This is a genomic window from Paraburkholderia sprentiae WSM5005 (assembly GCF_001865575.2).
GTDB classification, from domain to species: Bacteria; Pseudomonadota; Gammaproteobacteria; order Burkholderiales; family Burkholderiaceae; genus Paraburkholderia; species Paraburkholderia sprentiae.
The window spans coordinates 825,712-840,561 of record NZ_CP017561.2; the positions used below are offsets into that span (position 1 = coordinate 825,712).

The 14,850-nt window shown below is 61.0% G+C and carries 13 protein-coding genes and 1 pseudogene; 4 read left to right on the forward strand and 10 right to left on the reverse strand.

The features are described 5' to 3' along the window. Window positions 1-133: 133 nt before the first annotated feature. Window positions 134-1,168, forward strand: a complete 1,035-nt coding sequence (locus BJG93_RS03855) for an SDR family oxidoreductase (protein WP_051374373.1) — start codon at window positions 134-136, stop codon at window positions 1,166-1,168. Between the two features lie 111 nt (window positions 1,169-1,279). Beyond that, on the forward strand, window positions 1,280-3,019 hold the full coding sequence (locus tag BJG93_RS03860; RefSeq protein WP_027197032.1) for a SulP family inorganic anion transporter: 1,740 nt from the start codon (window positions 1,280-1,282) through the stop codon (window positions 3,017-3,019). Window positions 3,020-3,048: 29 nt separating this feature from the next. On the opposite strand, the gene BJG93_RS03865 is transcribed toward BJG93_RS03860, so the two are convergent. The 4 genes from BJG93_RS03865 to BJG93_RS03880 all read right to left on the reverse strand — a co-directional run bounded on the left by BJG93_RS03865 (window position 3,049) and on the right by BJG93_RS03880 (window position 8,572). Further along, the gene (locus tag BJG93_RS03865; protein ID WP_071336553.1) at window positions 3,049-3,663 is read right to left on the reverse strand and encodes a hypothetical protein; all 615 of its coding nucleotides are present in this window, start codon (window positions 3,661-3,663) and stop codon (window positions 3,049-3,051) included. 175 nt (window positions 3,664-3,838) lie between these two features. Further along, complete coding sequence (locus tag BJG93_RS03870) at window positions 3,839-4,441, reverse strand: hypothetical protein (protein ID WP_071336552.1); 603 nt, start codon at window positions 4,439-4,441, stop codon at window positions 3,839-3,841. Window position 4,442: 1 nt separating this feature from the next. Next, window positions 4,443-8,303 carry a type VI secretion system Vgr family protein gene (locus BJG93_RS03875; RefSeq protein WP_027197034.1) on the reverse strand — a complete coding sequence of 1,287 codons (3,861 nt, stop codon included), beginning with the start codon at window positions 8,301-8,303 and terminating at the stop codon, window positions 4,443-4,445. Window positions 8,304-8,344: 41 nt separating this feature from the next. Then, window positions 8,345-8,572: a PAAR domain-containing protein gene (locus BJG93_RS03880; RefSeq protein ID WP_322786949.1), complete on the reverse strand. Its 228-nt coding sequence runs from the start codon at window positions 8,570-8,572 to the stop codon at window positions 8,345-8,347. A 152-nt stretch (window positions 8,573-8,724) separates the two neighbouring features. Between BJG93_RS03880 and BJG93_RS03885 the strand changes: the two genes are divergently transcribed. Beyond that, window positions 8,725-8,964 carry a hypothetical protein gene (locus tag BJG93_RS03885; protein ID WP_027197036.1) on the forward strand — a complete coding sequence of 80 codons (240 nt, stop codon included), beginning with the start codon at window positions 8,725-8,727 and terminating at the stop codon, window positions 8,962-8,964. A gap of 5 nt (window positions 8,965-8,969) precedes the next feature. Here BJG93_RS03885 and BJG93_RS03890 read toward each other — a convergent pair whose 3' ends face one another. The 3 genes and pseudogenes from BJG93_RS03890 to BJG93_RS03900 all read right to left on the reverse strand — a co-directional run bounded on the left by BJG93_RS03890 (window position 8,970) and on the right by BJG93_RS03900 (window position 12,143). Next, window positions 8,970-10,109, reverse strand: coding sequence for a succinylglutamate desuccinylase/aspartoacylase family protein (locus tag BJG93_RS03890; protein ID WP_027197037.1), 1,140 nt, complete (start codon window positions 10,107-10,109; stop codon window positions 8,970-8,972). A gap of 133 nt (window positions 10,110-10,242) precedes the next feature. Then, a pseudogene (locus BJG93_RS03895) lies at window positions 10,243-10,973 on the reverse strand (transporter substrate-binding domain-containing protein). Between the two features lie 51 nt (window positions 10,974-11,024). After that, a complete protein-coding gene (locus tag BJG93_RS03900) occupies window positions 11,025-12,143 on the reverse strand; it encodes a GGDEF domain-containing protein (RefSeq protein WP_322786950.1) in 1,119 nt (372 codons plus the stop codon). A 46-nt stretch (window positions 12,144-12,189) separates the two neighbouring features. Between BJG93_RS03900 and BJG93_RS03905 the strand changes: the two genes are divergently transcribed. After that, window positions 12,190-12,408, forward strand: a complete 219-nt coding sequence (locus tag BJG93_RS03905) for a hypothetical protein (RefSeq protein WP_154671810.1) — start codon at window positions 12,190-12,192, stop codon at window positions 12,406-12,408. Window positions 12,409-12,474: 66 nt separating this feature from the next. On the opposite strand, the gene BJG93_RS03910 is transcribed toward BJG93_RS03905, so the two are convergent. From BJG93_RS03910 to BJG93_RS03920, 3 genes are all read right to left on the reverse strand, one after another. Next, window positions 12,475-12,903 carry a YciI family protein gene (locus BJG93_RS03910; RefSeq protein ID WP_027197039.1) on the reverse strand — a complete coding sequence of 143 codons (429 nt, stop codon included), beginning with the start codon at window positions 12,901-12,903 and terminating at the stop codon, window positions 12,475-12,477. A gap of 120 nt (window positions 12,904-13,023) precedes the next feature. Further along, window positions 13,024-13,425, reverse strand: a complete 402-nt coding sequence (locus BJG93_RS03915; protein ID WP_027197040.1) for a hypothetical protein — start codon at window positions 13,423-13,425, stop codon at window positions 13,024-13,026. 51 nt (window positions 13,426-13,476) lie between these two features. Further along, complete coding sequence (locus BJG93_RS03920) at window positions 13,477-14,796, reverse strand: MFS transporter (RefSeq protein ID WP_027197041.1); 1,320 nt, start codon at window positions 14,794-14,796, stop codon at window positions 13,477-13,479. Window positions 14,797-14,850: the final 54 nt, after the last annotated feature.

The following is a 14,850-nucleotide window of genomic DNA, read 5'->3' on the forward strand; positions in this document are numbered from 1 at the left end:
GGGTGGTCGCGCGCGGACGATATGTTCCACTGGCTCGAGCTCGCGCGCGCCGGCACGAATCGGCGGGACTGCGCTTTGCTCACCACCTCACTGGATGCGCAACATGGGAGGTGTTCAAGTGGCCAGCGATGCTATGACGGTGCATACCGAAACGGGCAGCGGCGACGTCGAGCGCAAGGGCGTCGTCGTCATTACAGGGGCAAGCGCCGGCGTGGGGCGCGCGAGCGCGTCCGAATTCGCGCGGCAGGGCTATGACGTTGGGCTGATCGCGCGCGAGCCTCGACGGCTCGCACGTGCCGCCGAGGAGATCGCCGCAACCTATGGGGTGCGCGCACTAGCCCTTGCGGCCGATGTCGCCGATGCCGACGCGATCGAGCGCGCCGCGCAGCGCGTGAACCGCGAGTTGGGCGGCATCGACGTCTGGGTCAACGTCGCGATGGCGACCGCCTTTGCGCCGGTGTCCGCGCTCAGCGCGCGCGATGTCGAACGAGGCACGCAGGTAACCTACCTGGGGCAGGTCAACGGCATGCTGGCGGCGCTCGGCGTGATGCGTCCGCGAGGGCAGGGGACGATCGTCAATGTCGGCTCGGCGCTCGGGTACAGGTCGGTGCCGTTGCAGTCAGTCTATTGCGGCGCGAAGTTCGCGGTGCGCGGCTTCACCGATTCATTGCGTTCCGAGTTGCTGCACGATGGCGTCGATATCCATCTGACGATGGTCGATCTTCCCGCGATCAATACGCCGCAATTCGACTGGGCGCTCAATCGCACGGGGCGTAGGGCGCGGCCGGTGGCGCCGGTTTTTCAGCCGGAAGTGGCGGCGCGGGCGATTTATTTTGCGGCCACCCATCGGCGGCGACAGGTGTGGGTCGGGTGGTCGACAGTGAAGGCGATTCTCGCGAACCGGATCGCGCCGACGCTGCTCGATCGCTATCTCGCGCGTGCGGGTTACGACGGTCAATTGACCGATGAACCGTTGCCCGCCGATGCGCCCGCGAATCTCTACGAGCCAGTGCCCGGTAACTACGGTGCGCATGGTCGCTTCGATGATGAAGCGCGTACGTACAGCTGGGAGATGTTTACCGATCGGCATCGCGATGCGGTGTATGGCGCGGCCGTGCTGGCGCTGGCCGGGGGTGTCGCGTGGCTGGCGAAGCGCAAGCGGCGGTGATGCGCAGTTGGTCGGCGGGTCCGCTGTCGCCGACGAGACGACTGGACTATTCTACAAATGACAGTACCGCCCACAATCCGTGGCGCGGCGTCTCGACGCGGACGTTCCGAAATGGAAGCGCAAAGGCCAGTTTCTCCGAAGGAACAGACTGCTGTGATCAGCGCGCGCCGCTGGATGCGCTGGCTGCCGGGGCTGACGGTGCTCAAGGCGTACCGTTTGAGCTGGCTGCCGAGCGATCTGACGGCGGGACTGGTATTGACCACGATGCTGGTGCCCGTCGGGATCGCCTACGCGGAGGCATCCGGCGTCCCTGGCGTGTACGGCCTCTACGCGACGATCGTCCCACTGTTGGCGTATGCGCTGTTCGGCCCGAGCCGGATTCTCGTGCTCGGCCCCGACTCGGCGCTCGCGGCTCCGATTCTCGCGGTCGTCGTGCAAATCGCGGCCGGCGACCCTTCGCGCGCGATTGCGGTGGCCAGCATGATGGCGATCGTGTCCGGCCTGTTCTGTATCGTGCTGGGTTTGCTGCGGCTGGGATTCATCACCGAATTGCTGTCGAAGCCGATCCGCTACGGCTACATGAACGGCATTGCGCTCGCCGTTCTGATCAGCCAGTTGCCTAGACTGTTCGCGATCCGGATCGAAGAGCGCGGGCCGTTGCGGGATATCGTGAGCCTCGCGCTGGGCGTCGCCGCTGGCCAGGCCAACTGGTACAGCTTCGCGGTGGGCGCGGCAAGCCTTGCACTGATCCTGTTTCTGAAGCGCTTCGAAAAGCTGCCGGGCATCCTGATCGCCGTGATCGTTGCGACGTTGTGCGTGACCGTCTTGCACCTCGATAGCGTCGGCGTGAAGGTGCTCGGCAAGATTCCTCAAGGCCTGCCGACCTTTGCGCTACCCTGGGTCAGCGATGCCGATCTGGTCAAGATACTGCTCGGCGGCTGCGCGGTCGCGTTGATTGCGTTCGCGGATACCAGCGTGCTATCGCGGACTTTCGCGGCACGTTTTCGCAGCCGCGTCGACCCCAATCAGGAGATGGTCGGGCTCGGCGTGGCCAATCTGGCGGCCGGCCTGTTCCACGGCTTCCCGATCAGCAGCAGTTCGTCGCGCACGCCGGTCGCCGAGGCCGCGGGCGCGAAGACGCAGCTGACGGGCGTCGTCGGCGCGCTTGCGGTCGCGGCGCTGCTGATGGCCGCGCCCAATCTGATGCGCTACCTGCCCAACAGCGCGCTCGCCGCGGTCGTCATTGCGGCGGCGCTCGGTCTCTTCGAGATCACGGACCTGAAGCGGATCTTCCGCATCCAGCAATGGGAGTTCTGGCTGTCGATGGCCTGCTTTGCCGGCGTCGCCGTGTTCGGTGCGATTCCGGGCATCTGCTTCGCGGTGGTGATCGCGGTCATCGAATTTCTGTGGGACGGCTGGCGACCGCACTATGCGGTGCTCGGTCGCGTCGAGGGTTTGCGCGGCTATCACGACGTGCAGCGCTATCCGCATGCCGAACGTATCGCTGGGCTCGTGCTGTTTCGCTGGGATGCGCCGCTGTTCTTTGCGAACGCCGAGCAGTTTCAGCAGCGCCTGCTCGAAGCCGTCGCGGAATCGCCGTCAGCGGTCCGGCGCGTGGTGGTGGCGGCCGAACCGGTGACGAGCGTGGACGTCACCTCCGCCGATATGTTGCGGGATCTGACGCGCACGCTCGACGAACGCGGGATTGGGCTGCACTTTGCGGAGGTGAAGGATCCGGTTCGCGACAAGCTTAGGCGCTTCGAGTTGACCGATCTGCTTGGCGATGCGTGCTTTCATCCGACGGTGAATAGTGCGGTTGATGGGTATGTCGAGACGGTCGGGAAGGGATAGGGTTTGAGTTTGGCACGACCTCGCCTGCTTCACGACGGGCTCTCTTCACGGTGTTGCCGTTTCAACGCGGAATAGCCGCGTTTGAGGAGGACGTCCATCAGGACCGGCGTTTTGGATTCGTCCGGCGCGGGATTCTTTGGGTCGGGGTCGCCGAAAGCAAATTCGACATCCACCGGAAATCGGCTCGTCGGCAGATTCGAAGCACGATAGCGATAGCTATGCAGCCGAATCTGTGGTGGCGTCGCTCCCATGTCGTTGCCGGGCCACCGCTCGCCGTTGCCATCGACCCAGTAACCGATATCGACCTTGAGGAGGTCTTCCAGCGTCGAGCGGCTGATGTCAGTCAATAGTGGACTGAAACGGATTGTGAACTTCAGCATGACTTGCTTGACCTTCGTGCGGTCGGCGGAGGGGTCGAGCGGATCGGGTATCACAACTACGATGATTTGCGTCCGCGGGAAAGCCGGATTCACGAAGGAATACTCCGTAACTCCTACCACGCCGCGCTGAGGCCGCGCCGCAAGAATGCGGCCGAATATCGTATGTGCGGGATCGAAGGGCTGGTCGTCCCGCAGGATCGCCATTGCCGTGGTCAATATCCTGAAGGCCATGTCGCGCTGGGCATCGGTCACAGTGGGTTTCATCTCAGTTCCTGGCCCCGACGGTCCTGAGGGCGTCGATGTACTGAGCTGTGCATGTACCGGGATTGCGAACAAGAGGATCACCAGGATTGCGCCAGTAGGCCTGAACCACTTCCGCGCAGGCGTAGGCATCTTCTTCATGAAGTTGGCTCCTATAGCCGGCTTCGGATTGCGGGCTCTATTCACGGTGTTGCCGTTTCAACGCGGAATAGTCACGATTGAGGAGGACGTCCATGAGGACCGGCATTTTGGATTCGCCCGGAGCTGGATTCTGTGGGTCAGGGTCGCCGAAAGCAAATTCGACATCCACCGGAAATCGGCTCGTCGGCAGATTCGAAGCACGATAGCGATAGCTATGCAGCCGAATCTGTGGTGGCGTCGCTCCCATGTCGTTGCCGGGCCACCGCTCGCCGTTGCCGTCGACCCAGTAACCGATATCGACCTGGAGGAGATCTTCCAGCGTCGAGCGGCTGATGTCTGTCAATAGCGGACTGAAACGGATTGTGAAGTCCAGCATGACCTGCTTGACCTTCGTGCGGTCGGCTGAGGGGTCGAGCGGATCGGGTATCACAACTACGATGATTCGAGTGTCGGGCAACACCGGATTCTCGAAGGAATACTCCGTAACACCTACTGCGCCGCGCTCAGGCTGCGCCGACAGAACGCGGCCGAATATCGTACGCGCGGGATCGAACGGTTGGTCGTCCCGCAGCATCGCCATTGCCGTGGTCAATATCCTGAAGGCCATGTCGCGCTGGGCATCGGTCACAGTCGGTTCCATCTCAACTCCTGGTCCCGACGATCCTGAGGGCGTCGATGTATTGAGCTGTGCATGTACCGGGATTGCGAACGAGAGGATCACCAGGATTGCGCCAGTAGGCCTGAACCACTTCCGCGCAAGCGTAGGCATCTTCTTCATGAAGTTGGCTCCGATAGCCGGTTTCGAATTGCGCCATCTTTTGTGCTGTTTCAGCAGAGACATTAAGCAGCTCACATACCTTCCTTTCGGCAAGCGGAAGATCTCGCCTGACGTACTCCCAGCCCGGCTTGTCCTGCATGTAGGAAATTAGCCAGTAGTAGTGGAATACAAGCATCCTGTGCAGACCGATGTGAACGCGATGATCGTCGGGCAGCGTCGTGTTTCCAGCCGCTGCATAGGGTTTTTTTAGAGTCGTCGACCGATACACCAATTGAATATTCGGCAGGTCCCTGTAGTCGTCCGGAAAGTGCTGAAGCAAAGAGAACATCCAGAAGTACTGCTGGCAGTGGCGAGACTCGTGATACAGCGTGTCGGCAAATGCCCTGAGACGGTTATCCAGCGAGGACGGCCGGTCCCTGAGCTCGATGATGCGCGCGATTTCGCTCTCGTTGACGGCGATAAGCCAGTACTTCCCAAGGAATGCGGCGCTGACATCCTGTCGTAGGTTGTACTCCGTTGCCCGCCGTGGATTGACAATCACGAGCTTTGGCATGGCACCGCCATTTTCCGAGTTGGCGGCATCCGGTCGTGGCAATCCGAAGGGCCCGGCACTAAGCGCCTCTTCCAAGTTCGGCCCGACCGCCTTTTCGATCATCTCTCTTGAACCGAGGGTCAGCGGCCACGTCACCCCGGCCCAATCGATTCCCTGCAACGCAGTCTTAATCGCAGCCGTATAAGCCTTGGTCACCGCATATTCGACGTCCTTGCGCATCGACATGCCAGCGGGCGCGTCGGCCTCGGTTGCACCGTGGACGAAGTGATAAAAGCGCAGCCCGAAGTTCATCGGATCGCACGAGACGAATTCGGGCGCCTTGTCTTCCGTCGTCGCGCTCGGATCGGGAGAGGCCACGGCCTTTCCCGCGACCTTGGCGCTGCGCTTCTCGGCGTTGGGTACAGCGCCCGCAAACGGCTCGTTCGCCTCCCTGATCACCGCGCCTTTGCTCACCGCAATCACCTTGTCCGGCTCACTCGCGGCAAACAGTTCGACCGTCGCAAACGCAAGCATATTGCTGGTGACGAGACTCATCTCTCCAAGCGCATTGGTCACACCCTGAATCCGCTGACCATCGTCGAGTGTGATGCGGTACGGCTGATTCGGCAGTGCGAAGCCCGAATCGTGTTCGATCAGAACATGATGCGCCGCCAGCTTGCCGGGATGGCCTGGCGTGACCGGCACATTGACCGGGCGAACTGCTGGCCCGTCGGTCCGATGACTACGCGCATGAACCCGATGCTCGCCAGCCGTATAGACCTTGTACCCCTCCGAATTGATGACCACTTTCGTGTTACCCGCATGGAACACGATTTCCTTGCTGGCCATCAGGTTGATCGAATCGGTCCTACTGATGATGCTGACGACTCGTTGCGCGATGATCTCGACGTCATCGCTTTGCGCGTCGATCTGCACCTTGCCCGACGTAGCCTTCAGTCTGATGCCAAGATGTTGCGCGAACACCCGCACGCCGTTGACCGCCGACGCCAGCAGCGATTTCACCGCTGCGATGCTGACATGTCCGCCCGCGGTGAGCGCCACGTGATCGACACTCGCCACATGCGTGCTTTGCGCTGCGTTGAGACTGACCCCCGCCGCGCTGGCCAGCACCATGTCGGGCTGGGCCAGTTGCGCAAAGGGCTGCTCCGCGCTCGCCGCACCGCCGCGTATCGCGTCGTTCTGCAGTTTGATGGTCCGCGATACGTCGCTTTGGCTGGTCTGCTGTTCCTGCGCGTCGTATCGTCGAGCGAGACCCGCGAGGTTCTCATGGATGCCGCAGGCCTGTGTGAGGCGCGCCATGGTCTCGCCGATGTCCTTTGCTGGCGCAGTGGAGCCGTGACGCGCGTCGGTGGTGATCAGCATGCCCCTGTTGGCGCGCGCGACACCCCATGCGTCAGTGGCCAACTCCCAGCCTTCACCGCGCGCTTGCTGTCGGCCGACCTCGCGCACGACGCGCGTGTTGTAACCCAGCACGAGGCGCGACTGCGCGTGATCGCTGGCGAGCTGCGCCTGAAGCTGCTCCGGCGTGTCGTCCAGAACGACGTGATTGGTCTGGCCGGCGCGGCCCTCCTTGAGCTCCTTGCTTAGGACGCCGGAGAGTGCCTGGTTATCCGGTAGCTTCCACGGCGGCTGATTCCGGTCATTGACCATCCGGCCCGATACGTACGGCTTATCCGGGTCCCCTTCGTGGTAGCTGACCGAGACCTCCTGACCGACGCGCGGCGAATAAATCGCGCCGAAGCCATTGCCCTGCCACGGTGACGACACGCGCACCCAGCAACTGGCGCCTGCGTGTTTCGGGCCAAGTCGGTCCCAGACGAAACGCACCTTCACGCGCGCGTATCCGTCGACCCATATCGGCCGATCCTCGGCCGCCACCACGATTGCCGTTTCCGTGGCGCAGCGAGGCTTCTTCTTCGGGCGGTTTCTGAAGAACGAATTGGCGGGTTGAAGCACGAAGTCGGTCATGCACTGGCGCAGCGCATCGCTCGGGCCGTCGCCCGGCGACTGCGTGTTCTGCGGCGCATTGCGAATGTCGAGCGTGGTCGACACGACCAGGTACTCGGCATTGACTTCCCGCTGTGGATGGTCGTTTAGCCAGAATGTTTTTCCGGTTGTCAGGCCGCGCAGATTGCCTTGCCCCTTCAGGCGCAGACGACGGCTGCGCATTGCATCGACGCGCACGCTCGCGAGGTGTTCGGCTTCACTGCGGAAGTCGTTTCGCTTGCCTGACAATCCCGCCGCTCCAGCGAGCGGCTGCGAGTAGTCGCCCCAGCGGTGTTGCTCGAGGTTGTCGTAGGACGAGTCGCTATAGCTGTTGTACTCGCCCTCGAAGCGCTCGCCGGGACGCGTGTAGTCGTAGTCGATCAGACTGACCTTGCCTGTCGTGAGCCGGCTTGAGACCTTGATCTTGTGAATGTGCTCTTCGTCGACTTGCCTGTCAGTGCGCGGGTGATAGCGCAGTGAAGCGTACGCGTTGTCGTGCTGTTTGTGCGAGCCCGGAGAATCGCACAGTACCAGCGTCATACCGTCGAACAGGTAGTAGATTCCCCATTCTCTCCAGATGCGAGTCAGGAACGCGAAGTCGGATTCCCACATCTGCCGCACGTAGTCCCGCTTGGGGTAGCCGTTGCACAGGCCCGGCGCGCCGAGTTCCATCAAGACCGGAAAGTGATACCGCTCCTTGAGGATACTGTCAGTGATGTCCACCACGCTCGCGTCGTGAAAGATCCTGCTTTCGCAGGTTTTCGTGGCCAGCCATAGCCAGGGACGGACTATGAATCGGTAATGAGCGCGCCGGCCGTCGGTGCCTGTCTGAGTGATGCCGGTTATGAGGCCCGAAATCGTGCGGCTGCCCGCGCCCGCGGCTGCGCCCGCGTGTGCTGCGTTGCCGGTTTCCAACATCTGCCGGCCGAATAATCCGTTCCCGTCGAAAGCGATCGAAACATCGATGACCTTGCCAATCAGGCTATCGAGTGCGACGAGTTCCTGTGCTTGCCACAATCCGAGCGTCGGACTGTCGATCGTCGCGACATCGAGCGTGTATCGATAGAGCTTGCCCAGGGTTTCGGTGGCGCGCAGCCGTAGTGGAGCCAACAATGGCTCGTCACCCCATGTGGGTAGCGCGTCGCCGGAAAGACCTAAAGTGCGGTTCGGTGCGGTTTTGAACATGCGTGCACGAATGCGAATGTGTGGCGGCAATCAGGAAGCGATCAGGACGCAATCAGAATCGCGCCACAGCCCGTGCGGTCGCCGGCATAGCTGACGCGCTTGCCGCGATGCGTCCGCTGGCCGGTCGCGATGATCGGATAGACACCGCCACACCTCGGACATTGGACGCCGTGTCCATCGAGGGCAACCGGGACGCCCATATGCATGAGGTCGGGCGCGGCCTCGATGACCGTGCCGTCGTGGGTCGTCTTGTCTGCGAGTCGCGTCATTGGCTGGCCGTTGCAGTTCTCCATCGCTTTTCCCTTGTGATGTGCGAACGACAGTATCGGGAGTGGCGTGGTCTAAGGCTTTCGGAATTGGACGAATTTTTAGCCTGGACAGGATAATTGTTTGATCTTCTAGGCGAACAGGGCCTCTGGGCATGTCGCGCTTGCTGACCGGGCTGGCGTTATCCGCGGCGGAGCGTTATTCCGTCGTTTTTGCGGAAGACACGGGAGGAAGGGGATCTTTCGTGAAGATCTCTACTATCGGATCAACGGGCTTGCGGTTCGGCTTGATGGAGATCCGGTCGGAGCATTTGCCGGATGATTTTCTGAATCGCGAAGCGATTGTTCGGCCAGTGGTTGATTCGTTTCTCTACGGTTTGCACGCCTTCGGCTGACAGTCTTAGCGTTCCAGCAATGGCCCCGACCTCAGCCGGACTGCCCCCACCACTTTGCCGATGACCTCTCCGCGCGGGACGAATCGGATCAAGGTCCGAGTCGCAACGATGCCGTCAGTCTTGGTGCGAATTGCGATAGCAGATCCGAGCGGGTCGTCTGCGCTCGGATCGACGATTTCCGCGATCACAGCGCCGCGTGAGACTTGTGCGCCAAGCGGTACCTTATAGGTGACAATCCCGCCTCGCGGAGCGACAAGAAGATCGGTCGCGTCCAGGCTTGTGGCTTTGCATCGTGGCTCCGGAAGCGGTCCCGGATCACCGGCAACGACTCGTCGACGTTGCAGGAATTTGAGCAGTGCGTCCGCGTCGGCCGACGCGAACTCGTCGCAGACATCAGCTTGTCCGCGCAGTTCCAATGTCACTGATTGGCAGCCAATTGGAATGGGAAAGAGGTGTCCCAGCTCGTTCCGAACAAGCTCCCACGTGCCCGTGAAGAGGTCGGTCGAAGTACCTGCGCTTTCTAACCCGTCTTCCAGGAACACGGCTTCGCACGCAGTCTGCGCGCAAAGATCAGCGACATGCGGCCACGTCGATTCGTAGGTGTACGCGTGGATGATCGCGTCACGGTCGCAATGCACGTCGATGACAACGTCAGCATCGAAGGCAAGTTGGAACGCCGTCTTTTTTATCTTCTGAACTTCGCTCTCATCGGGGAGGCGGTCCGCATGCCGTCCAAGGATACGACGAAGCAGTCGTAGGTTTTCGGCTTCGTCGTCACCGAGTCTGTGCCGTGCTTCCGCTGCGACGCTCTCTGCGACTGAAGGCCAGTGCCGATTGAAGTTGCCTTCTCCGCCAAGATCATTCCTGCCGACAAGTACGCCGTTAATCCAGGTGGCCGCGCCGAGGGGGTTCACGAACGGAACGAGCACGACTTCCCCAAGGATTTCGCCACGCGAATCTGCGTCGTCAAGACGTCTCACCAGATGTGCAACCGTCAGCATGCCCGGGATCTCCTCGGCATGTAGACCCGCCTGAATATAGATCTTCGGCCGGGCGCCGCGAGTCCCATATCGATGCACTGTGATCTGACGAGAGGTTCCAGGGAAACCAGCATCGAGGTTGATCCGTTGTATTTCTTTCGTCATCGCCGGCCTTTCAGTGATTACGCGGAATCGGTGTGGCAACGCACACAACGCAAATACTAAACCTCGTTCGAATGACTGAAACTAGCCGCCCTCGGAAGTTGCAGGCGGCCGAGTATCGGTCGCACGCCACAATTCAACGCTCGAGAGCAGGATCGATCTCGTTACGTGTGAGCCCGAATCCCGCCATGCGGGCGCGGTGGTTTGGCGAGCCCAGATAGATGCGAAGTTGCCGGTTCACCGCGTCGAGCAGATCGCTGTTTCTCTTGTTAAACGAGAAAGCGCCGAGCGGAAGATTCTGCTGTTTGCCATTCGCTCGGGGTTCATGTTCGACCGCCTCTAGCACCGAGCCGCCGTTACGGTCCGCAAGTATGCGATTCCCAAGGCGGTGCTCGCATACGCATCGATCGCTCCCGAGCGAACCGCTTCGATAGCATCGGCCTGATGCTCGAAGATGACTATCTGGTCGTCGCCTACGCCTGACGCTCTCGCCGAGTCGTGTTGCACCTGGCCGGCAATGACACCAAGGCGCGCGTCGCGGCGTCCGGCGAGCGACGCATAGCTGCCGAGCGCTTTCGGATTGCCGGCCCGAACCAGGAAGCCATCTCCGATCGCCCATACGGGCAAGCTGAACGCCACCAGATGGGCGCGTTCGGGCGTAACGAAGAGCGGAACGTTCATATCCCAGCGGCCGGCTTCGACGCCGGCCAGCAGTTCGCTGAACGTCGTCAGCCGATGCTCGATCCGGGTGACACCGATCGCCCGCAGGACGGCATCGGCCAGATCAATGTCAGCACCGGTAGCAGCCCGATCCGCTTGCGTCCAACCGAACGGAGGTTCTTCGATGTACGCGATCGTTACCTTCATTGCCGTGCCTCGCAAATGGGAGCTGTCATCGATCCGGATGGCGTTGCACGCTCACGTCGCTGCCGGCTGCATCACGGTTGCGTCCGCAAACGCTGTGCGACCCGCACCGAGCGATTTCGCCCGGTACATGGCGCAATCAGCGGCGCGTATCAATGTTCGGGCATCAAGACCACCGCCTTCGGTGCGTTCCGCCAGCATGCACACTCCGATGCTGGCGGAAACCGCGACCGGATGTCCGCCAACGGTGCGCACGTCGCTCAGGATGGCATGAATACCGTCGGCAATTTTTCGCGCGCCTTCTCTACCGTGTACGTGGTGGGCGAGGACTACGAATTCATCGCCGCCCAATCGAGCGGGCGTGTCGCCGCGGCGCATCCGGCCTGCCAGCGCTGTGGCGAAACTCCGTAGCAATTCGTCCCCCACTGCGTGCCCGTGGGTATCGTTCACTTCTTTGAAACCGTCGAGGTCGATCAGAAACAACGCAGTGTGATCCGCCGCGGCGCCTCGAGCGACCCGCGTCCGGGCAATCGCCTGCTCGAGCCGGACGCGATTGTTCAGCCCCGTCAGCGGGTCGGTCGCACCTTGTTTTTCGAGTCGGTATACGAGCACCGCCAGGTACAGCGACGTCGCCGCGACGCTAAACGTCACGCCGAGGCCGGCCGTGATGTTGGTCCGCCACCACGGTTGCCAATGCATCAGGCCGACGAGGCCGGCAACCGCCACCGCACACGACAGTCCGAGCATTCGTCGGCCGTAACGGCAGCCGGCGCCGACCAGGAACCAGAAAACGACCCACAGCAGTGGAAGCGCGGCCTGACCACCTACCGCCAGGGCCGTCGTCACCGTTGCCTGATCGACGAGCGTGGTGAGGGTTAATCGGAGGTGTGAGCGCGCTGGCGCCATCGTCGCAGTGACGTACGTGACGATTCCGAACATCACATAAAAAGCGACCGTCGCCAGCGTCGCATAGGCGCTCTTCGAGTGATAAATGGAGGTGGCAGCCAGATATGCGAGAAGAACGAGTGCTCCCAGTGATATACGCAGTATCGCCTGTTCCTTCTCGGGGTTCTGCGGAAACGCGCCAAACACCGCCTGGCCGGGCCAAGCTTGAGAATCCGCCTCGCCCATGCCAACTGCCCTCGCAAGAATCCTGGTTTTGCCCTTTTTCACATCTATTCGCTCTGCGCCAATCGCAACGCCGAAAACCGCTACGAGCTTGGCCCATGCGACTCAACGACTATCGGCACTGCCGCGCTCATTCCTGAACCGCGGCAAGCAGGCCAACGGGATTCGAATTCGCGCGTTTCTTCACTTGATTTCACTCGGCAATCCAGGGATGCTTTTCAAAGTCCCAAAGACCGTCATCGCCAGTTCCCACTCATTGATGCGTGGCATCAAATTGTCGACGATCTTCGGCCCGCTGTCGACTGGCTGAATTCGCAGCCGACAGCGGCGGCCGCCGGGCGGCGACGATCGCCTCGGGCAAGCGTGATGAATCGTGTTAGCGGGTCTGCCCGTCAATCTGTCGTCGCAGGCGCTTTTCCTGCTCTTGAAGTTCAGGCGTAAAGGCCTCGCCGAAGTCCGCAGCTTCGAACAAAGGCCGGATCTCGATCTCCGAATCACTCACCATTGGATTCGGACAACGCTTCACCCATTCGATCGCTTCGTCCATCGATTGAACCTGCCAGAGCCAGTATCCCGCGATCAATTCCTTGACTTCGGCAAATGGACCGTCAACGACGGTTCGGTCTTTCCCTGAAAACCTCACCCGCGCGCCTGCCGAACTCGGTTTGAGCCCGTCGCCGCCTTGCATGATCCCAGCCTTCACGAGTTCCTCGTTGTATTTGCCCATCGCCGCGATGAGTTCCATGCTCGGCATTTGCCCGGCTTCGGACTCCGGCGTTGCCTTGATGATGACCATTACACGCATTCGGTTTCTCCTTTGAAGAGCTATCGTTCGGAGGCAAAGGCGCCTCGCGTGACCACGACGAATGATCGCGGGGCAAATCGACAGGCGCAAGTCGGGCGTTGTGTGGGGCCCAAAGTCCAATCACCCGAACCAGCGCGACCATGCCGTACGTACCCGGCGCGCGCGGTCCTCGAACAGGTACGACGCAGCGAGCGCAAACAGTCCTGACATCACTCCGGTCGCAATGTGTTCGAGAGCATGAACGCGATAGTGGCCAATGTGAGAGTAGGCGTCGCCGATCACGGTCAGACAGCCGACGAGCAGTGCGTTGCCGTAGCGATTCCCGTACCACTTCGCCGCTGGCGTGAAGGTGAGCAGCACGGCCAGCACACCGGTGAGCAGGCCGGTTTTGAATGCGATCGTCCAATGAGTAAGGCTCATGATGTTGCCCCAGCTTCCCGGCATACAGGTCATGCACGCGCTAGTCGGCTGCCAGAAACGCTGGATAAACAGTTTGAAGCGACGTTTGAATGCGCTTCCCATGACATACTCCGCGATCAGAAGGCGCGCTTTTATTTCGCTCTTATTTCGCTTTTATTTGTTAACCATTGACGCCGGCACGCTGATAGCCAGCAATCCGCCGAGTACCATAAACGCCGCCAACATGTACATTCCCGAATCATTAGCCGCCGTAACCTGCTTCAACCATCCCACGGCATAAGGACTAAGGAAACCCGCAAGATTGCCGATCGAATTGATCATCGCAATGCCGGCGGCGGCGCCGGTGCCCGCCAGAATCGCCGTCGGCAAACTCCAAAACAACGGCAGGGTAGTAAGAATCCCCATGGTAGCCAGCGTCAACCCCGCCATGGCAAGCACGGTGTTATGCGTCCAAACGACGGAAAGCACGAGCCCAACAGCCCCGGCAAACGCCGGCAAGGCTATATGCCACCTGCGCTCGCGCGACCGATCCGCACTTCGCGCAACACACACCATCGCCACGACAGCCGCCGCAAACGGCACCGCCGACAGCAAGCCGATCACAAACGTGTCGGTGACGCCGGTAGATTTGATAATCGTCGGCAACCAGAAGCTCACCCCATAAAGCCCCATCACAAACGAGAAATAGGTGAGGCTCAACATCAACACCCGCCCGCTAGTGAGCACTTGCCGAATCGGCATATCGTGCTTGGTCGCTTCTTCGGCCGACACCTGACTCTCGAGCAACTGCTGCTCTTCGCGCGTGAGCCACTTCGCCTTCGAAATCCGATCATCGAGCATCACGAACACGATGATCCCAACGAGCACCGACGGCACCCCTTCGAGCAGAAACAGCCACTGCCACCCATGCCACCCATTCACGCCGTGAAAGTTCTTCAGGATGTAACCCGAGACAGGCCCACCAATCACACCTGACAACGCGATCGCCGTCATAAACCAGGTCGTCATCCGCCCGCGCCGATGCGCCGGATACCAGTAGGTGAGATACAAAATGATGCCAGGAAAGAACCCCGCCTCGGCAAGACCGAGCAGAAAGCGCATCACGTAGAACATCGTCGGTGTGGTGACGAACATCGTCAGCATCGAGATCACGCCCCACGAAATCATGATCCGCGCGATCCACACGCGCGCGCCGACCTTGTGCAGGATCACGTTGCTCGGCACTTCGAAGATGAAATAGCCGATAAAGAAAATCCCCGCGCCGAAGCCGTACACCGCATCGCTCAAGCCGAGGTCGGTGCTCATCCCCAACTTCGCGAAGCCGACGTTGACGCGGTCCAGATACGCGACGATGTAGCAGAGCATCAGAAGCGGCGCGAGCCGCCACGTGACCTTGCGGTAGGTCGCTTGTTCGAACGTCGAAGGGGGCGCGCCAGCGCCGGGATGGTGGAGCGGATCTGCGGGACTAGCCATGACTGTGTCTCCTCGTTTTTATGGAATTGAAGTGCCGCCGCCGATCGATTCTAG